21 protein-coding genes and 1 tRNA gene are annotated in these 17,051 nt (G+C 67.0%); 9 read left to right on the top strand and 13 right to left on the bottom strand.

From position 1 onward, the window contains the following. Positions 1–89 precede the first annotated feature (89 nt). The 5 genes from ACLQ3I_RS22085 to ACLQ3I_RS22065 all read left to right on the top strand — a co-directional run bounded on the left by ACLQ3I_RS22085 (position 90) and on the right by ACLQ3I_RS22065 (position 3,854). Positions 90–719 (top strand): rhomboid family intramembrane serine protease, encoded by a 630-nt coding sequence (locus tag ACLQ3I_RS22085; RefSeq protein WP_425804805.1) that lies wholly within the window; start codon positions 90–92, stop codon positions 717–719. A 44-nt stretch (positions 720–763) separates the two neighbouring features. Continuing rightward, the gene (murI, locus tag ACLQ3I_RS22080; protein ID WP_267631625.1) at positions 764–1,564 is read left to right on the top strand and encodes a glutamate racemase; all 801 of its coding nucleotides are present in this window, start codon (positions 764–766) and stop codon (positions 1,562–1,564) included. Between the two features lie 87 nt (positions 1,565–1,651). Continuing rightward, the gene (locus tag ACLQ3I_RS22075) at positions 1,652–2,419 is read left to right on the top strand and encodes a cyclic nucleotide-degrading phosphodiesterase (protein ID WP_425793517.1); all 768 of its coding nucleotides are present in this window, start codon (positions 1,652–1,654) and stop codon (positions 2,417–2,419) included. A 62-nt stretch (positions 2,420–2,481) separates the two neighbouring features. Then, a complete protein-coding gene (gene rph, locus ACLQ3I_RS22070; RefSeq protein WP_425793518.1) occupies positions 2,482–3,240 on the top strand; it encodes a ribonuclease PH in 759 nt (252 codons plus the stop codon). Continuing rightward, positions 3,237–3,854, top strand: a complete 618-nt coding sequence (locus tag ACLQ3I_RS22065; protein ID WP_425804803.1) for a non-canonical purine NTP pyrophosphatase — start codon at positions 3,237–3,239, stop codon at positions 3,852–3,854. Before rph ends, ACLQ3I_RS22065 begins: the two co-directional genes overlap by 4 nt. 16 nt (positions 3,855–3,870) lie before the next feature. On the opposite strand, the gene ACLQ3I_RS22060 is transcribed toward ACLQ3I_RS22065, so the two are convergent. From ACLQ3I_RS22060 to ACLQ3I_RS22050, 3 genes are all read right to left on the bottom strand, one after another. Beyond that, positions 3,871–4,977 (bottom strand): glycosyltransferase, encoded by a 1,107-nt coding sequence (locus ACLQ3I_RS22060; protein WP_425804801.1) that lies wholly within the window; start codon positions 4,975–4,977, stop codon positions 3,871–3,873. 131 nt (positions 4,978–5,108) lie between these two features. After that, on the bottom strand, positions 5,109–5,453 hold the full coding sequence (locus ACLQ3I_RS22055; RefSeq protein ID WP_425793521.1) for a DUF3817 domain-containing protein: 345 nt from the start codon (positions 5,451–5,453) through the stop codon (positions 5,109–5,111). Further along, complete coding sequence (locus ACLQ3I_RS22050; RefSeq protein WP_425804799.1) at positions 5,450–5,887, bottom strand: transcriptional regulator; 438 nt, start codon at positions 5,885–5,887, stop codon at positions 5,450–5,452. Before ACLQ3I_RS22050 ends, ACLQ3I_RS22055 begins: the two co-directional genes overlap by 4 nt. Positions 5,888–5,965: 78 nt before the next feature. On the opposite strand from ACLQ3I_RS22050, the gene ACLQ3I_RS22045 reads away from it, so the two are divergent. After that, positions 5,966–6,050 (top strand) — tRNA-Leu (locus ACLQ3I_RS22045). A gap of 1 nt (position 6,051) precedes the next feature. On the opposite strand, the gene ACLQ3I_RS22040 is transcribed toward ACLQ3I_RS22045, so the two are convergent. The 5 genes from ACLQ3I_RS22040 to ACLQ3I_RS22020 form a co-directional block, all read right to left on the bottom strand. Continuing rightward, the gene (locus ACLQ3I_RS22040; RefSeq protein WP_425793523.1) at positions 6,052–6,219 is read right to left on the bottom strand and encodes a hypothetical protein; all 168 of its coding nucleotides are present in this window, start codon (positions 6,217–6,219) and stop codon (positions 6,052–6,054) included. Positions 6,220–6,360: 141 nt separating this feature from the next. After that, a complete protein-coding gene (locus tag ACLQ3I_RS22035) occupies positions 6,361–7,386 on the bottom strand; it encodes a Gfo/Idh/MocA family protein (RefSeq protein ID WP_425793525.1) in 1,026 nt (341 codons plus the stop codon). Between the two features lies 1 nt (position 7,387). Continuing rightward, the gene (locus ACLQ3I_RS22030; protein ID WP_425793526.1) at positions 7,388–8,263 is read right to left on the bottom strand and encodes a sugar phosphate isomerase/epimerase family protein; all 876 of its coding nucleotides are present in this window, start codon (positions 8,261–8,263) and stop codon (positions 7,388–7,390) included. Positions 8,264–8,294: 31 nt separating this feature from the next. Continuing rightward, positions 8,295–9,200 carry a sugar phosphate isomerase/epimerase family protein gene (locus ACLQ3I_RS22025; RefSeq protein ID WP_425793527.1) on the bottom strand — a complete coding sequence of 302 codons (906 nt, stop codon included), beginning with the start codon at positions 9,198–9,200 and terminating at the stop codon, positions 8,295–8,297. A gap of 21 nt (positions 9,201–9,221) precedes the next feature. Then, positions 9,222–10,238 (bottom strand): Gfo/Idh/MocA family protein, encoded by a 1,017-nt coding sequence (locus tag ACLQ3I_RS22020; protein ID WP_425793528.1) that lies wholly within the window; start codon positions 10,236–10,238, stop codon positions 9,222–9,224. A 114-nt stretch (positions 10,239–10,352) separates the two neighbouring features. On the opposite strand from ACLQ3I_RS22020, the gene ACLQ3I_RS22015 reads away from it, so the two are divergent. Continuing rightward, a complete protein-coding gene (locus ACLQ3I_RS22015; protein ID WP_425804796.1) occupies positions 10,353–11,405 on the top strand; it encodes a LacI family DNA-binding transcriptional regulator in 1,053 nt (350 codons plus the stop codon). Between the two features lie 28 nt (positions 11,406–11,433). On the opposite strand, the gene ACLQ3I_RS22010 is transcribed toward ACLQ3I_RS22015, so the two are convergent. The 3 genes from ACLQ3I_RS22010 to ACLQ3I_RS22000 are packed head-to-tail and all read right to left on the bottom strand — an operon-like array spanning position 11,434 to position 12,780. Continuing rightward, positions 11,434–11,808 (bottom strand): DoxX family protein, encoded by a 375-nt coding sequence (locus ACLQ3I_RS22010; RefSeq protein ID WP_425793531.1) that lies wholly within the window; start codon positions 11,806–11,808, stop codon positions 11,434–11,436. Further along, positions 11,801–12,223 (bottom strand): organic hydroperoxide resistance protein, encoded by a 423-nt coding sequence (locus ACLQ3I_RS22005; protein WP_425793532.1) that lies wholly within the window; start codon positions 12,221–12,223, stop codon positions 11,801–11,803. The genes ACLQ3I_RS22010 and ACLQ3I_RS22005 overlap by 8 nt, the downstream gene beginning before the upstream one ends. Beyond that, positions 12,220–12,780, bottom strand: coding sequence for a MarR family winged helix-turn-helix transcriptional regulator (locus ACLQ3I_RS22000; protein ID WP_425804794.1), 561 nt, complete (start codon positions 12,778–12,780; stop codon positions 12,220–12,222). Before ACLQ3I_RS22000 ends, ACLQ3I_RS22005 begins: the two co-directional genes overlap by 4 nt. Positions 12,781–12,897: 117 nt before the next feature. On the opposite strand from ACLQ3I_RS22000, the gene ACLQ3I_RS21995 reads away from it, so the two are divergent. Both ACLQ3I_RS21995 and ACLQ3I_RS21990 read left to right on the top strand, forming a co-directional pair. After that, positions 12,898–13,101, top strand: coding sequence for a hypothetical protein (locus ACLQ3I_RS21995; RefSeq protein ID WP_425793534.1), 204 nt, complete (start codon positions 12,898–12,900; stop codon positions 13,099–13,101). Then, entirely contained in the window at positions 13,098–14,612 is a 1,515-nt protein-coding gene (locus ACLQ3I_RS21990) for a DUF7059 domain-containing protein (protein ID WP_425793535.1), read from the top strand. The genes ACLQ3I_RS21995 and ACLQ3I_RS21990 overlap by 4 nt, the downstream gene beginning before the upstream one ends. Positions 14,613–14,669: 57 nt before the next feature. Here the strand turns inward: ACLQ3I_RS21990 and ACLQ3I_RS21985 are convergent, their stop codons facing one another. Then, a complete protein-coding gene (locus ACLQ3I_RS21985) occupies positions 14,670–15,878 on the bottom strand; it encodes a trans-sulfuration enzyme family protein (RefSeq protein ID WP_425793536.1) in 1,209 nt (402 codons plus the stop codon). Beyond that, on the bottom strand, positions 15,875–17,032 hold the full coding sequence (gene opgC / locus ACLQ3I_RS21980) for an OpgC domain-containing protein (RefSeq protein ID WP_425804791.1): 1,158 nt from the start codon (positions 17,030–17,032) through the stop codon (positions 15,875–15,877). Before opgC ends, ACLQ3I_RS21985 begins: the two co-directional genes overlap by 4 nt. Positions 17,033–17,051: the final 19 nt, after the last annotated feature.

Genomic DNA, 17,051 nt, shown 5'->3' with positions numbered 1-17,051 from the left:
GCGGACGGCCGACCGGCCCCAACTGCTGGTCGAGTAGTCGGCGAGCGGAGCGAGTCGACGTATCGAGACCACCACCGACGAGGACCCAGATGACAGCCAATCCGGCACCCGCACGGCCCACGCCGCGGCCCCTCTGGCAGCGCTCGGCGCTGATCATGGCCGCGATCGCCGTGCTGCTGTTCGTGATCGAGGCGATCGATGCGGCCACCGATTACCGGCTCGACGACGCCGGTATCGTGCCGCGTCAGGTCGACGGCCTCGACGGCATCCTCTGGGCGCCGTTTCTGCATGTCGACTGGGCGCACCTCATCGGGAATCTCATCCCCGGGCTCATCCTCGGATTCCTCTTGTTGCTGACGAGGCGCTTCGTCCTCGTCACGCTGATCGTCTGGGTGGTGTCCGGGATGGGCGTGTGGCTGTTCGGACCGGCGTACACGGCGACCGTAGGTGCGTCCGGGATCATCTTCGGCTGGCTGACATACCTGCTCATCCGTGGACTGTTCACCAGGGACATGTGGCAGATACTGGCCGGAGCCGTCCTGTTCCTGGTCTACGGATCGATCCTGTGGGGTGTGCTGCCGGGCAATCCGGGCGTCTCCTGGCAAGGGCACCTCTTCGGTGCGCTCGGAGGGGTGCTCGCCGCCTGGTTCCTCGCCGACCGGGACCGTCGTCGCAAGGTCAAGCCCGGCACACCCCAGTTCCCGGGGGTGTCGTCATAGCGGCGAACAACAACGGCGACGGGCGCGCTCACGTCGCAGCCGGGCTGGGTGACCCGACGGCCCCCATCGGCATCTTCGACTCCGGCGTGGGCGGATTGACGGTGGCGCGCGCGATCATCGACCTCCTCCCCGACGAGGACGTCATCTACATCGGTGACACCGCCAACGGTCCGTACGGCCCGCTCGCCATACCTGACATCCGACGACACGCCCTGACCATCGGCGATGATCTCGCCGAACGGGGCGTGAAAGCGATTGTGATCGCCTGTAATACGGCCTCGGCAGCGTGTCTGCGCGACGCCCGGGAGCGTTATGCGCCGATCCCGGTGGTCGAGGTGATCCTCCCTGCAGTCCGCCGCGCGGTGGTGGCGACCAAGACCGGACGTATCGGCGTGATCGGCACCGAGGCGACCATCGCCTCACGCGCCTACCAGGATTCGTTCGCCGCGGCCCGGGACGCGGAGATCACGGCGGTGGCCTGTCCGCGGTTCGTCGACTTCGTCGAACGGGGTATCACCAGCGGCCGGCAGATCCTCGGTCTGGCGCAGGGCTACCTCGAACCCTTGCAGGAGGCCGACGTCGACACGGTCGTCCTGGGGTGTACGCACTATCCGTTGCTGTCCGGCGTCATCCAACTGGCGATGGGTGATCAGGTCACCCTGGTGTCCAGTGCGGAGGAGACGGCCAAGGACCTCTTTCGGGTGCTGACGGAGCGCGATCATCTGCACCCTCACTCCGACCGTGACGCCGTCCGGGAGTTCCGGTCGACGGGCGACCCCGAGTTCTTCGCCCGCCTGTCCAGCCGTTTTCTCGGTCCGGCGATCGGTCAGGTACAGCATCTGTGATCGCCGCATCGCTCCTGTGAACAGTCGTTGGCCAGTTGTGACCCGTACCTGATCGCTATCCGACGACGGCGTGGCACAGTAGGGCATATGCGTCTGACGGTCCTCGGATGTTCCGGAAGTGTGGGCGGCCCCGGCGCCGCCTGCTCCGGATATCTGCTGTCGACCGAAGGCCGTCGTCCGGTGCTCATCGACTGCGGTCCCGGTGTGCTCGGCGAATTGCAGAAGGTGGTCGACCCCGTCGAGGTGGACGTCGTCCTCAGCCATCTGCACGCCGACCACTGCCTCGACCTGCCCGCGATGCTGGTGTGGCGACGTTATGCGCCGTGCCCAGCGCCCTGCCGGGCCTGGCTGTACGGCCCGCCCGGTACCGCGTTGCGGGTGGGTGCGGCGTCCGCAGAGATCCCCGGCGACATCGACGACATCTCGGACACCTTCGACATCGTCGAGTGGCAGGACGGTGTTCCCGAAATGCTGGACGGTGTGGAGATCGTCCCGACGAAGGTCAACCATCCGCCCGAGACCTTCGGAATGCGTCTCACCGGGCCCGACGGGCAGGTGATCGCTTACAGCGGCGACACCGCGATGTGCGACGAGGTGGTCGACGTGGCGGCCGGCGCCGACATCTTCCTGTGTGAGGCGACCTGGACCCATGCACCGGACGAGCGACCGCCCAACTTGCATCTCTCGGGGTACGAGGCCGGTCAGATCGCCACCAAGGCGGGGGTGCGGTCGCTGGCGTTGACGCATCTCGCCCCGTGGTTCGACGCGGAGGCCATCCTGAGCGAGGCGCGCTCGACCTTCTCCGGACCGGTCGACCTGGTGCGGCCCGGACAGGTTTTCGATCTCGTTCCCTGAGGCCTGCCAACGCCCGGCAGGCCGGTCGATCACCCGTCAGACGGGTAGTTACAGTTGGGATCGTGACGACACGAGCTGATGGCAGGACCGACGACGAACTGCGACCGATCACCTTCACCCGCGGATTCACGAGCCATCCGGCGGGCTCCGTGCTCGTCGAGTTCGGCCAGACCCGCGTGATGTGCACGGCCAGCGTGACCGACGGCGTGCCGCCCTGGCGTCGTGGTTCGGGTCTGGGCTGGCTCACCGCCGAGTACGCGATGCTGCCGTCGTCGACGCACGAACGTTCCCGCCGCGAATCGGTGAAGGGCAAGGTCGGCGGACGTACCCATGAGATCAGCCGGCTCGTCGGACGGTCGTTGCGGGCCTGCATCGATCTGGCGGCGCTGGGCGAGAACACCATCGCCATCGACTGCGACGTGCTGCAGGCCGACGGCGGGACCCGCACCGCAGCGATCACCGGCGCCTACGTGGCTCTCGCCGACGCCGTCACGTGGCTCGGTGCCGCCGGGCGGCTCAGCGATCCGCAGCCGTTGTCGTGCATGATCGCGGCGGTCAGTGTGGGTGTCGTCGATGGTCGTGTCCGGCTCGACCTTCCCTACGAAGAGGATTCGCGCGCCGAGGTCGACATGAATGTGGTCGCCACCGACGCCGGCACCCTCGTGGAGGTGCAGGGGACGGGTGAGGGCGCCACATTCCCGCGCGCCACCCTGGACAAACTGCTCGACGTGGCGACGCTCGGGACAGAGCAGCTCTTCGCGGCGCAACGCGAAGTCATGGCGCAGCCGTACCCGGGCGAGCTGCCCGGTTCGAAGCAATGACGACCGTCCTCGTGGCCAGCCGCAACGCCAAGAAGCTGGGCGAGTTACGGCGCGTATTGGATGCCGCCGGGGTCATCGGGATCGACGTGGTCGGTCTCGACGCCGTGCCCGAGTACCCGGAAGAACCCGAAACCGGCGCAACATTCGAGGAGAATGCGCTGATCAAGGCCGTGGCCGGTGCACGCGCAACCGGGTTGGCTTGTCTCGCGGACGATTCCGGCCTCGCAGTGGATGCGTTGAACGGGATGCCGGGCGTCCTGTCGGCGCGCTGGTGCGGTCGTCATGGCGACGACCAAGCCAACAACGATCTTCTCCTGGCGCAGATCCACGACGTTCCCGACGATCGGCGCGGTGCGGCGTTCGTGTCGGCGTGTGCCCTGGTCGAGCCGTCGGGTAGAGAGGCCGTCGCGTTCGGTGAATGGCGGGGCACGATGCTGCGCGCGCCGCGCGGGGACAACGGTTTCGGCTACGACCCGTTGTTCGTGCCGGACGACGACGTTGCTCAAGGCCGTTCATCGGCCGAGCTGTCCGGAGCGGAGAAGGATGCGCTCAGTCACCGTGGCAAGGCGCTGGCGCTGCTGGTTCCCGCGCTCCGGGTCCTCGCCGGAGGCTGAGAGAGTACCGGTCACGTCATCCTCCTCGGTGGACGGCCAGCATGCGGGCGATCGAGTCGGGCCATCGGTACCCCGACGCCCGACGTCGGGCAGCCGATTCCCGGTCCGGCCGCGGCAGGGCGAGCACCTCCTCGATGGCGTCGGCGAATGCGGCGGGCGAATTGGTAGCCAGCGCACCACAACTCGCGTCGACCATGCCGGCCACCGCCGACGACGTGGAGGCGACCACCGGGGTCCCCGAGGCCAGGGACTCGAGCGCCGACAGGCAGAAGGTCTCATGCGGACCCGGGGCCAGAGAGATCTCGGTGGTGGCGAGCAGTGCGGCGACCTCACCGCGGTCGGCGACGTGACCGAGGAACGTGACCGGTAGGTCGCGTGCTGCGCGCTGCAGGGCGGGTCGGCGGGGTCCGTCGCCGGCGACCACCAGATGTACCTTGCGGCGTGACTTGTGCAATCGCCCGATCGCCGCGATGCTGCGGTCGGCCCGCTTCTCGGGGGACAGGCGCCCGCAGTGGGTGATCAACGTGGTCGTGTGGTCGGCGAACCGGGCGCCGACGGCGGGATCGGCGTGGCGTGGGTCGAACACGTCGAGGTCGACGCCGAGGGGCGCGTGCTCGATGTTGGCCGCGCCGATGCGGGCGAACTCGGCGGCTGCGAAGTCGGTGGTGCACACCACCGTGTCGAAGGAGTCGGCGGTTCTTCGGTTCGCCTCGTCGGCGAGTGCGCGCGCCAACGGGTTGGGCATGGTCATCGCGAGGAGTCGGTCGAGCCGTTCGTGCGACACCATCGTCGAGTGGATGTCGCGCCGGCGCGCCCATCGGCCGAAACCGCGAAGGGTGAGGCGATCCGATACCTCGAGCGCGTCGGGCCCGAGATGGCCGAGGATGTCGGCGACGCGTCTGGCCGATGCGACACGGTAGCCGCCTGAGAACGGCAGTCGCGGCGCGCTCACCGAGATCCGTTGGACCCCGCTTGGCAGGGTCTCGGTGTGATCGTCGACGCCGGGAACCACCAGGATCACCTCATGACCGTCTGCCACGTACCCGGCGCCCCAGCGGTCGATCGCGGTGCGCAGTCCACCCGACCGGGCTCCGTAGAAGTTGGCGAGCTGCACGATGCGCACCCGCTCAATGAGGTCGGACCGGGGTGAAACCCTACCGACTGTTGCCTCACGAGCCGCCGATCAGCGGGTGAACACCTCGCCGAACGGGCGCAGAAGTTCGTCGATCGGGCGCACAGCGCCCGCCTTGAGCGTCAGAGGCCGTACTGCGCCTTCACGTCCTTCGTACGGATGTGCTCGAAGTAGAAGGACAGGAACGGAATGGTGCCCGCGATCGCGGTGATGACGATCTTGCCGAGCGGCCAGCGCACCTTGATCGCCAAATCGATGGTGACGATCAGATAGACGAAGTAGACCCAACCGTGCACGATCGGCACGAAGTCGAGCGCGTCGACACCGAATCCGTACTTGAGGATCAGCTCGGCGACCAGCAGGAGCAACCACAGGCCCGTGATCCAGGCGAGGACGCGGTAGCGCAGCAACGCAGGCCGGACCTTCTCCACGGGTGTGCCGGTGGTGGTACTGGTTGTTTCGGTCACCTGCGATGTTCCTCACTGCTCGACAGAGATTCGTCTGACCGACCGAGTTCGGTCAGGTATGCGTTGTACTCGGCCAGCGCGGAATCGTCGTATTCCGACGGCGCGGACGACAGCGATGACGCACTCGAAGTGGTGGGCCGCTCGGGCAGCAGGCCCGCGGGGATCTCGATCGCCCCCTTGGCGCCGGGCGCGATCTTGGCCTTCTCCTCCGGATCACTTTCCAGGACAACGAAACGCCGATAGGCCCAGATCACGGCGACGGCGAACGCCGGCCACTGCAGGGCGTATCCGAGATTCTGGGCGGTGCCCGACGCGGACTCGTACCGGTCCCACTGCCACCACGCCAGCGCGAGACACGCCAGTGCCGCGACGATCACCAGGACGATGAGTGCCGGACGATGCCGGCGCCTGGGGGTGGAGGAGCCCGATTCCATACCGTCGACGGTACCTGGCCAGCGATGATCGGTTCACGGGCGGTACTCTGACGCAGGCGCCGGTGTGGCCGGCGACACGCGCGAGTGGCGGAATTGGCAGACGCGCTGGATTTAGGTTCCAGTGTCTCAGGACGTGCGGGTTCAAGTCCCGCCTCGCGCACCACTCAGCGACGGTCCTGGCGCCTCGTATCGTCGGACGTCCTTTCCTGATGCTCGTCGTGCTTCTCGTTGACGTCTCGCAGGCGGAGCATGCGGCCCACGATGAGTGCCACGACGACGGCAATCGTCACCCAGACGGTGACCAGGATTGCGACGATCAACCATGTGGACATACCCCACGGTACGCACAGGGGGTGCCCGATCGACAAGTCCGCCTGCATACAGCGCTGCGACGGGTACCTGCGTCCGATTGGCGGGAAACTGTGCCCGATGGGCGGGAAACTGTGCCCGCTCGGCGACGACGGGCATGGCCCTCATTCGCCCGGGAACACGATCCCGATCTCTGCACGGATGCGGTCCATCACCCCGAGGGTCGCGACCACGTCCGCGGACGGATGGATGGCGGAGTCGATGGCGCCGTCGACGATCCGTCGCGCCGCATCGGCGGCCGAGAAGTGCAGCCCGTCCTCATGGGATGCCGACTCCTCCTCATGGACCAGCGGTTCACCGGCCCGCGGCACCAGCCGGAACGGCCCCGGCTGGTAGAACGGCCCGGCTAGCTCCAGGTACCCGTCCTCACCGGCGACGGATGCGGTGGTCGGCGTGTCGGCCAGGATCGTCGTCGAGACGAAGGACTGGCCGCCGTCACGATGGCCCAGGGTGACCGAGATCTGGCCGTTGAGTTCGTGATTCGCGGCTACGCCGATCGCCGACACGGTATGCACCTCACCGAGGACCCACTGGGCGAAGGCCACCGGGTAGGTGCCCAGGTCCAGCATCGGGCCGCCCGCGAGCGCCGGATCGTAGATCCGGTGGGCGGTGGTGAAGTACTCGCCGTGATCGGCGGCCACGGTGCGCAGTGTCCCCAGTGTCCCGTCGTCCAGGAGTTGGCGGATCACATCGAACTTCGGCAGGAACCTCGTCCACATCGCCTCGCCCGCGAACACGCCGGCCGCGTGGGCGACCGCGAAGACCTCGCGCGCCTGGGCGACGTTGATCCCGGCAGGCTTCTCGATGAGGACGTGCTTGCCGGCCGCGATCGCGTCCAGCGCACATCGATGATGCTGCGGATGCGGCGTACTGACGTAGACGATGTCGACATCCGGATCGCCGAGGAGCGCTTCGTAACCGGCGTGTGCGGTGGGAATGCCCATGCGCCTGGCGAACTCGTCGGCACGATCGGCAGATCGAGATCCGACCGCTATGACCCGCTGACCGGTGTGCTTGTGCAGCGCCCCGACGAACCGCTGTGCGATCCAGCCCGGTCCCATGATTCCCCAGCGCAGTGAGGGCGCCGTCGACGGGTCGAGCGTTCGGGGTGCCGGCAGGTGCCCCGGCACGTCAGTTCCGGTACTTGTCGACGTAGTCGGTCATGGTCGCCAGCTGATACCGCGAGACGTCGCTCGCGTTCTCGTTCTCGGCGAAGACACTGGACACCATGACGGCGTCGTCACGGTCGTAGAAACCGATCTCGCCGAGCGTGCCGAAGAACTCCTCCCAGTTCACGTCACCGTCACCGATCTTCAGGTGCTGGTGCACCCGGACCGCGTTGCCGGGCGGATTGGTGATGTACCGAAGGCCATGTGACGCATGGTGATCCATGGTGTCGGCGACGTGCACCAATCGCAGCATGTCGCCGGCGGTGGTCATGATCTCGGCCGTGTTGTCACCCATGTGAAAGGAATGGCAGGCCACATAGACGAGGCCGAAGTTCTTCGAATTGATCCCGCGGATCATCCGGATCGCGGCCAGGCCGTCCTCGACGAAGTCGTCGGGGTGCGGGTCGATCCGTACGTCGATGCCCTCACGCTCGATGATCGGCACCAGTTGCTCCATCGAGCGGTAGAAGGCGCGCTCGGATTCCTCGGCGTTCTCGGGGCGGCCGGAGAACTCGGTGTTCATCACGTTGACGCCCAGATCGATGGTGATCTGGATGGCCCGCTTCCAGTAGCGGACAGCGGCTTCGCGGGCGTCCTCGTCGGGGCCGGACCAGCGCAGGACCGGTAGCACCGACGCGATGCCGACGCCGGCGTCCGTGCAGGCCTTGCGAAACTTCGCGACGAGGTCGTCGTCGGCCTTGGGGTGGTTGAAGAACGGGATCATGTCCGCGTGCGGCGTCAGCTGGAGGTACTCGTAGCCGAGATCGGCCACGACGCCGGGCAATTCGAGCAGCGAGTGGCTGTGGTGGAACGGGGTGGGGTCGAGCGCGACCTTCATGTCGGGACCTTCCTCGGTGGGGTGTCAGGCGTCAGCTGAAACGGACGGCAGGCACGCCACAGGAACCGAGGTAGCGCGCGGTGCGCTGGGCGATCGGCAGCGGGGCGTCGGGGGCGCACGGGTACATGTCCTGTTCGACGATCGCGAAGATGTCGATGTCCAGGTCGGCGACGGCGTCGAGCAGCGGCGGCATCTCCGGGATGCCGCGCGGAGGTTCGGTCATCGCGCCGAGACGGACCGCCTCACCGAACGGAAGGTCGTCGGCGGCGACCTTCGCGCGCACGGCCTCGTCGACCTGCTTGAGGTGTAGATAGCCGAGGCGCTCGGGGTGCTTGCGGATGATGGCCAGATTGTCGCCGCCGCAGTAGCTCACGTGCCCGGTGTCGAGGCACAGATTGACGAACTCGCCGTCGGTGTTCTCGAGGAACCGATAGATGTTCTCCTCGGTGTCCACGTGGCTGTCCGCGTGCGGGTGATATTGGGCGCGCACGCCGTACTTCTCGAACATGGCCTTGCCGAGCTCGTTCATGCCCCGGGTCTTGGCGAGCCATTGGTCGTCGGTGAGGTGGCGGTCCTCGAGGACCACACCGGTCGCCGGGTCACGCCACATCTCCGGGATCACCACCACATGCTTGCCGCCCACGGCTGCGGTGAGCTTGGCGACGTCCTCGATCTGAGACCACACGGCATCCCACGAGTCGTCTTGATGGAGGTGCTCGAAGACGGTGCCCGCGGACAGTCTCAGGCCCCGCTCGCCGAGTTCGTCGAGGAGTTGTTCCGGATCGGTCGGCAGATAGCCGAACGGTCCGAGTTCGATCCACTCGTAACCGGATGCGGCCACCTCGTCCAGGAATCGGGTGTACGGGGTCTGCTGGGGATCCTCGGGGAACCAGACGCCCCATGAGTCAGGTGCAGAACCGACGATGATGTTGCTCACTGATGTTGTCCCTTCGGGTGTTCAGATACTGGTGGCAGAGAGTGCCGGATACGAGATGGTCTCGGGTACGCCCGAGCGCAGAGACCTGGTGGCGGCCTCGGCGATCGCCTGGGCCTTGAGTGCCTCGGGCAGCGTGGGGCCGATCGGGGTGCCGGAGTCGACCGCGGACACGAAGTGGTCGAGCGCGCTGCGATAGGTCGGGGCGACCCGCCCGAACCATCCAGGATGCATGCCGTCGGTGACCAGGCTCCCGGCGCGATAGCGGGTGACCGACCCGACGCGCTGCCGACCTGCCTCGATCATCCCGTCGGAGCCCAGCACCTCGATACGCTCGTCGTACCCGTAACCGATGCGACGCACGCTGTCGATCTGAACGAGTGCGCCACTGGGTATCCGGAGGATCACGACCGAGGTGTCGACGTCGCCGAGATCGGTCAGGCCGGGATCGGTGAACACGGAGCCCGTGGCGAACACCGACTCGGGGTCCTCGCCGGTGATCCAACGCGCGAGGTCGAAGAAGTGCACGGTCTGATCCCGCATCTGACCGCCGGAGACCGCGACGTAGTCCAACGGCGGCAGGGCCGGACCTCGGGTGGTCATCTGGACGAGTTCGACGGTGCCTATCTCGCCCGCGCGCACCGCATGATGGAGTTGTGCGTAGTCGCGGTCGAAGCGTCGGTTGAAGTCGACCATCATCGGGCTCCCGGCGGCCCCCACCTCGCCGACGGCGTCGATCGCGTGCTGCAGATCGAGATCGATCGGCTTCTCGCAGAGAACGGCCAGTCCGGACTCCGCGGCGCGTCGGAGGTGATCGGCATGCGTGTCGGTCGACGAGGCGATCAACACCGCGTCGACCTCCGAGGAGGCGAAAGCCGCATCGAGATCAATTGCCCGAGTGAGGTTCCGGGTAGCAAGGTCGGTGGAGCGCGCGGTGTCGACGTCGTAGACGCCGACGAACTCGACACCTGAATGGGCGGCGAGGTTCTCGGCATGAACCGAGCCGATGAACCCTGCGCCGATCAGCGCCATGCGGACCATTCGCGCGCGCTCCTTCTGTCGGAAACCGGCGAACCGTGGGACAGTGGGACACTATGGGACCGGTCCCAGTCACCATACGTGGTGCAGATCACCAGGGCAATAGGATGAACGACTGTGAGTGTTGACGAAGTGAATCCCGATGGCGGTGCTGCCGTCGTCGGCGGTCGACGAGCTGCGACGATCCGCGACGTTGCCGCTCACGCGGGCGTGTCGAAGTCCGTGGTCTCGCGGGTGGTGCGCGACGAGCCGAATGTCAGCGAAGAACGTCGGGAGCGGGTGCGCGCGGCGATGGCCGAACTCGGCTACCGGCCGAACTCCATCGCGCGAGGTCTGTCGGAGGCTCGTAGCGGCACCGTCGGTGTGGTGATCAACGACCTGCGGAACCCGTGGTACGTCAGTCTGATCGAAGGCCTGGCGACGACGTTGGACGCGGTGGATGTCGCGCCGATCCTGGTGGACAGTCGACTTGATCACCAGGTCGGTCGCGACACCGTGGAGACATTGCTGTCCCGGCAGGTGGACGGTCTGGTGGTGGTGGGTACGACCGACGCACGCGTGGATGTCGAGCGGGCGGCGCAGTCGATTCCGGTGGTGCTCGCCGGCACCCTCGAGCCGGATCTGCCGACCGTGGACATCTCGGTCGACGACGATCTCGTCGGCGCGCGGCTGGCCACCGAACACCTTCTCGCGCTGGGGCATCGCCGACTTGCGCACATCCAGGGGCCGGGCGTGGTCGGGACCCTCCGTCGGCGGGGATTCGAGGAGACCATCGCCGAGTCGGATGCGGCGGTCGAATCCGTGATGGTGGAGTACGGCGGCATGACCGAGGACGGCGGACATGCGGCGGCCGCGCGACTACTCGACTCCGCTGCGCCGCCCACCGCGATCTTCGGCTTCAACGACATGACGTGCCTGGGTGCGATGTCCGCGGCCGATGACCGAGGCATCTCGGTGCCCCGTGACCTGGCGCTCCTCGGCTACGACAATACGCAGTTGGCCGGCCTGCGGCACATCTCGCTGACCTCCATCGACAACGGGAACTTCACCGTCGGTGCGCAGGCGGCGAAGTTCCTCATCCAGCGCATGGACAGACTCGCCGCCCCGCGGCGGGTCTATCGGCACACGCCAGAACTGGTGGTCAGACGGACGACGGCGGCACCCCGCTGACCTTCGAGCAGGGTGCTGCCGTGTAATTTCAGCCGCGGGCGTACAGGGCCAGGGCGACGAGCGCGGGCTGGCCGAACAGCCGGATGAGACGTTTGCGATCCGAGTCGAGACCGAACGCATCGATCTTGTTCCGGTACTGATGGATATTGCCAGGGAACACCGCGACGAAGAACGCCGCGGCCAGCGCGCCCAGCGCGCGACGCTGTTTCGGCAGTCCGATGAGCCCGAGCCCGAGTCCGACCTCGGCGACACCGGAGGCGAGCACCGTGGCATCTGCGCCGAGCGGGACGAAGTCCGGCACCTGGGCCTGGAACTCCTCACGTTGGAACGTCATGTGCCCGATGCCCGCGGTGGCGAGGACCGCGCCCAACGTCAGACCGGCGACGCGGTGCGTGTCAGTCATCGGCGAGCGAGAGTGTGACGTCGATGTTGCCGCGCGTCGCATTGGAGTACGGGCATACCTCGTGAGCCTTCTCGACCAGCGACTTCGCTGTTGCGTGATCGGCCGACGGGAGTGACACCTCGAGTTCGACCGCGAGCCCGAATCCGCCCGATTCGGTCGAACCGAGCGAAACCCGTGCTCCGACAGCAGAATCGGTCACGTCCCCACCTTCCTGGCCGGCCACGAGTCGCAGGGCGCTGTGGAAGCAGGCGGCATATCCGGCGGCGAAGAGCTGCTCGGGGTTCGTGCCCACCCCGGAGCCGCCGAGTTCCTTCGGCATGTCGAGGTCGAAGTCGAGCTTGCCGTCGGAGGTCCGGGCATGACCGTTGCGACCGTCGCCGGTCGCCAGTGCCTCTGCCGTGTAGATCGCCTTCATGATTCGATTCCTTTCGGTGATGCGGGCGCGTCGAGGTGTCGGCGCAACTCGTCGGTGAGTTCGTGCAGGGTGGTGCGGAGTGCGATGAGTGCCGCAGGGTCGAACGAGACGTCGGCGCCCGATTCTTGAGCTTCCGATTCGCCTGCGCCGGATTCGTCTGCGCCGGATTCGTCTGCGCCGAAATCCTCCTCCGCAACATCGACGATCGCCGACGCGAGGGATTCGTAGACGCAATCCGCGTGCCCGCCCAGCGCGACCCCCTCGGGAGTGAGGGCCACGGTGACCGATCGCTCGTCGTCGTCTGACCTGCGGCGGGTGACATGGCCCAACGTCTCGAGTCGTCGGACCAGTGGTGACACCGTTCCGGAGTCGAGGTGGAGGCGCCGGCACAGTCGGCCGACCGAGATCTCGTCTTCTTCCCACAGCACGAGCATCGCGAGGTATTGCGGATAAGTGAGTCCGAGTTCACGGAGGCCGGGGCGCTGCGCCGCGATCACCGCACGGGATGCGGTGTAGAGCGCGAAGCAGAGCTGGTCGTCGAGGCGGACGGAGGTCACCCATACGACACTAGCGCATTGTTTGTTGTGCACAACATGGTTGTGGGACATTTGACTGTGCGGTGGAGCGTGTCAACCTGGGTTGACGAATCGCCATGTGGTCGGCACCCTGGAGGGATGAAGACCGGCATCGACAGCGACGACGGCGATACGCCGATCGAGGAGCTGACGCGGATTGCCGCGGTCCGCCGCGACATCGCCCGCGAGGAAGAAGTTGCGGTGCGCCGTGCGCGCCATGCGGGCCTGTCGTGGGCCGAGATCGGCACCTTGCTCGGGGTCTCGAAACAGGCGATGCACAAGAAGTATCGGAAGGTCGGATGAGCGCCGCACAACCGCTGGCCGACGACGCGGTGGTCGATGCGCTCGGTGCCGACCTGCGATCCGCGGGCTACAGTGCCGACGGTGTGGCCGAGCTGCTGGGTGACGAGGCGAACGAGGCGCTCGGCCGGGGGATCTGGTGGCCTGCGCTGCACGCCACCCGTCGGGCGCAGGAGGACTCGTCTCGACTCGCCACGGTGATCAGGCTCTTCCTCCTCGGTTCCGATGAGTCGGAAACAGCGGTTGCTCAGGCATTTCCAACGGCCGGGGTGGGTGCGCTGATCGTCAACGGTGTGATCGCCCGGTTCGGCGCCGAGATGATCCGCGCGACGCTCGACATCCGGCCGCACGCCGACGACGTCCGCGAGTACCTGGTCGTGTCGGACCAGGATGCGGTGATGAGGTCGGGACCGGTCGACCGTGAACATGTGCTCGGCATCGGTGGCGCGTCGGTGTCGTTGGCGCGCGCGGTGATCCGCACGCCGGTGCGCCGCGCGCTCGACATCGGGACCGGTTGTGGCATCCAGTCCCTGCATCTCGGCACCCACTGTGACGAGATCGTGGCGACTGATACCAACGAGCGCGCTCTCGCTCTCGCCGGAGCAACCGCACGACTCAACGGGATGCGCTGGGAGCTACGGTCCGGCAGCCTGTTCGAGCCGGTGGCGGGTGAGCGGTTCGACCTGATCGTCTCCAACCCGCCGTTCGTCGTCGGCGCCGGCGCCCAGGATTACGTCTATCGTGATTCCGGCATGATCGGCGACGCACTGTGCGCCGACCTGATCAGGCAGATCCCCGACCACCTGAATCCCGGTGGCACGGCGCAGATCCTGGCCAACTGGATCGTGCCGACGGACGCGGACTGGCGGGACCGGGTGCGCGGCTGGCTGGCTCGAACAGGACTGGATGCCTGGGTCGTCCAACGCGAGCTGGCCGACCCGGTCAGCTACATCTCGCTCTGGTTGTCCGACGCGGGAGAGTCATCCGACACCGTCGCCGAACGCGGCGCGCAGTGGCTCGACTGGTTCGCCGACTCCGGGATCGCCGGCATCGGCATGGGACTCATCACGATGCGCCGCCGGATCGAGGGGGAGGTCGGAGAGCCCGACCTGGTCATCGAGGAGATCACCGGGGCGGGGGAGGAGGTGACGGGAACCGAAGCCCAGGCATTCCTGGCCCGGCGTCACTACCTCCGGACCACGTCTGACGCGCATCTGCTCAGCGCCCGGTTGTCGACCGCGCCGATCTTCCTGGAGGAGCAGTCACTGCCCGGAGAAGAAGGCTGGCAGCAGATCTCGGCGGCGGTGCGCCGGCCAGGCGGGCCGGGTGCCCTGCTCGGGGTCGACGAGGTGTCGCGAGCGCTGCTCGCGGGATGTCGGGGGCAGGTGCCGCTCGGCACGCTGATCGACCTGCTCGCCGGCTTTCACGGAGTGGACGAGGGAGCGCTCGCCGAGGCGGCGTTGCCGGTCGTGCGTGAAGCGGTCGGGCGGGGGATTCTCTACGAGGCGACCTGAGGCAGGTCTCGGTCACATTCACGTTGTGCGGCAGCTGTTCTCACGCCGAGGTCGGTGTCAACCGAAGGTCGCGTCCAATGCGGCGCGGAGGTCCGATTCGAGGTCGGCGTGATCCTCGAGGCCGACCGAGAACCGGAGATGTCCCCATCGCCGGAAGTCGGCCGGGTAGGCGGCCACCCGGGGACCGTCGGTGCCGACGTGCACGATCAACGACTCGTCGTGGCCGAGGGAGACCGCCGAGGTGATCACCCGCAGGTGGGAAACGAAACGATTCTGCGCGTCGGGACTGCCGTTCACCGCGAACGCCATCATCCCGCCGAAGCCGCGGCCGCCGAATTGTCGTGTGGCGAGCTCGTGTTGCGGGTGCGATTCCAGGCCGGGATAGGCGACGAACGCGATCCGCTCGTCCGCCTCGAGAAACCCGGCCAATCGCTGCGCATTCGATTGATGCTGGGCCAGTCGCAACGGGAGGGTTATCGATCCGCGTGAGATGAGCCACGCGTTGAACGGTGAGATCACCCCGCCCACATCGACCATCGCCTCCGCCTTGATCGGTTCGACGAGATCTGTCCGCCCGATGACCGCACCGCCCATCGCGTCTCCGTGTCCGTTGATGTACTTCGTGAGCGAGTGGGCCACGAGGTCGGCGCCATCGGTGATGGGGCGGTAGAGCGGTGGTGGGGTGAACGTCGAGTCCACCACCAGCAGTGCATCGGCGCCGTGAGCGATGTCGGCGAGGGCCGCGATGTCGGCGACCTTCGTCGTCGGGTTGGCGACGGCCTCGGTGATCAGCAAGCGGGTGGTGGGGCGCACTGCCGCGCGTACGGCGTCGAGGTCGGTGACGTCGACGAAGGTGGCCTCGATCCCGTACTTGCGGGGTAACAACGACGACCAGAGCTTCCAGGTCGCCTCGTAGGTGGTGTCCGACACCACGACGTGATCACCGGCCGCGACGTGGGTGAAGAAGATCGCGTGCAGGGCCGCGACACCGGAAGCGAGAGCGACGGCATCCTCACCGTGGTCGAGCGCCGCGAGCTTCTCCTGCAACGCGATCTGGTTGGCGCCCGAGTTGCGGGTGTAGAACAGCCGGTCGGTCGCGGACCAGTTCATCGTGGACGGGTCGTCGGGCAGGCGATAGGAGTTCGCCATGGTGATCGGCGTCCGGATGGCGCCCGACGAGCCCTCCGTGTTGCCGGCGTGGACACACAGCGTGTGGTCGCCGACGGCGCCCAGTGGTTGCCGGTGGGATGATTCTGACGACGTCATGATGCAGCTCCGACGGTCTCGGCGGGTTGTGCCGCCACAGTGGATGGAAGTGCCTGATGGCTGCGTCGTTCGATCCGCCGCGCGAGAATGACCGGCAGCCGGTGGAGTTTGTCGATGTGGCAGGCACTCCGGAACTCCGACCACGCCCAGCAGAGGCCGAAAACAGTGAGGACCACGCAGGTGGTCGTCACCGATTCCCACGGTCGGTGGGCCACATGTATCGGTATGAGCACGAGCGCGATCGCCTGCAACACATAGGAGTCGAGGCTGCGGGTGCCGGTCATCACGAGGGGCCGCAGCCAATCCTTGTGCCACCAACGCAGTAACACGCGGAAGATCCCGTAGATCGCCGGGACCACGAGCCACGCGCCGATCGCACGGGCGGGTCGGAAATCCAACTTGTCGGCGATCGCCGGCTCGAATCGTATCCACGGACCCGCATCGACCACGAAATGCAGGATCAGCGCGACACCGATCGCGACCGCCACGATCACGGGGAGCCACCGATCGATGAACTCGGGCACCCGCCAATCCCGCCACTTCCAACCGACCACCACCGCCGGGACGAACATGATCTGCCACGCCGCCCAGTTCTGGATTCGCGGCGCCGCCATGGTCGCCGTCAGGTAGAGCCAGTCGGGCGAGAACATCAGCGAGACCACGTACAGGGCAATCGAACCCCCGAGGACGACCGGCCACCATCCCCGCATCAACATGGGGAAGAGGACATAGGCCGATGCCATCAGCACCATGTAGAGCAACAGGATGTTCCCGCCGCTCGGTAGGTATCGCATCTGCAATGCCAGGCCCAGTCCTTGGCCCCAACCGTCGATCGGGAGCAGCAGGGTCAGCCAGCGATGGCCCTCGATGGCCGCCGCGACCGCGATCAGCGCGATCGTCAGCTGGCATACGTAGAGGACCGCCAGTCGCTTGGTGAGTCGCCAGTAGGCGAAGCGCAACGAGATGCGTTCGATCCAGCGCCGGTAGACCAGCCCCAGCACCATTCCCGATAGCAATACGAACGCCGACATCCCGTCCACGTACGGGTATGCGTGGGTGGGTGCGGCGATGAGCGTGCCGGCGGCAAAGTGCAGCGAGATCATGCTCCAGATCGCGAGCCCCCGCGTCGCGTCGATGGCGAGATCTCGATTCATCGGGTGACACCTTACGTTG

It is taken from the genome of Gordonia sp. DT101 (assembly GCF_049844895.1).
Taxonomy (GTDB): domain Bacteria; phylum Actinomycetota; class Actinomycetes; order Mycobacteriales; family Mycobacteriaceae; genus Gordonia.
Note: the sequence above shows the minus strand (reverse complement) of the source record. Positions and strands in the feature narration are given on the sequence as shown.

Excerpts from the sequence above, each read along its gene's own strand:
- ACLQ3I_RS22005 (WP_425793532.1), bottom strand. The coding sequence starts at position 12,223 with ATGAAGGCGATCTACACGGCAGAGGCACTGGCGACCGGCGACGGTCGC.
- ACLQ3I_RS22075 (WP_425793517.1), top strand. The coding sequence starts at position 1,652 with ATGCGTCTGACGGTCCTCGGATGTTCCGGAAGTGTGGGCGGCCCCGGC.
- ACLQ3I_RS22030 (WP_425793526.1), bottom strand. The coding sequence starts at position 8,263 with ATGAAGGTCGCGCTCGACCCCACCCCGTTCCACCACAGCCACTCGCTG.
- ACLQ3I_RS22040 (WP_425793523.1), bottom strand. The coding sequence starts at position 6,219 with ATGTCCACATGGTTGATCGTCGCAATCCTGGTCACCGTCTGGGTGACG.
- ACLQ3I_RS21985 (WP_425793536.1), bottom strand. The coding sequence starts at position 15,878 with ATGACGTCGTCAGAATCATCCCACCGGCAACCACTGGGCGCCGTCGGC.
- ACLQ3I_RS21995 (WP_425793534.1), top strand. The coding sequence starts at position 12,898 with ATGAAGACCGGCATCGACAGCGACGACGGCGATACGCCGATCGAGGAG.
- ACLQ3I_RS22010 (WP_425793531.1), bottom strand. The coding sequence starts at position 11,808 with ATGACTGACACGCACCGCGTCGCCGGTCTGACGTTGGGCGCGGTCCTC.
- ACLQ3I_RS22050 (WP_425804799.1), bottom strand. The coding sequence starts at position 5,887 with ATGGAATCGGGCTCCTCCACCCCCAGGCGCCGGCATCGTCCGGCACTC.
- ACLQ3I_RS21990 (WP_425793535.1), top strand. The coding sequence starts at position 13,098 with ATGAGCGCCGCACAACCGCTGGCCGACGACGCGGTGGTCGATGCGCTC.
- ACLQ3I_RS22065 (WP_425804803.1), top strand. The coding sequence starts at position 3,237 with ATGACGACCGTCCTCGTGGCCAGCCGCAACGCCAAGAAGCTGGGCGAG.
- opgC (WP_425804791.1), bottom strand. The coding sequence starts at position 17,032 with ATGAATCGAGATCTCGCCATCGACGCGACGCGGGGGCTCGCGATCTGG.
- ACLQ3I_RS22085 (WP_425804805.1), top strand. The coding sequence starts at position 90 with ATGACAGCCAATCCGGCACCCGCACGGCCCACGCCGCGGCCCCTCTGG.
- ACLQ3I_RS22020 (WP_425793528.1), bottom strand. The coding sequence starts at position 10,238 with ATGGTCCGCATGGCGCTGATCGGCGCAGGGTTCATCGGCTCGGTTCAT.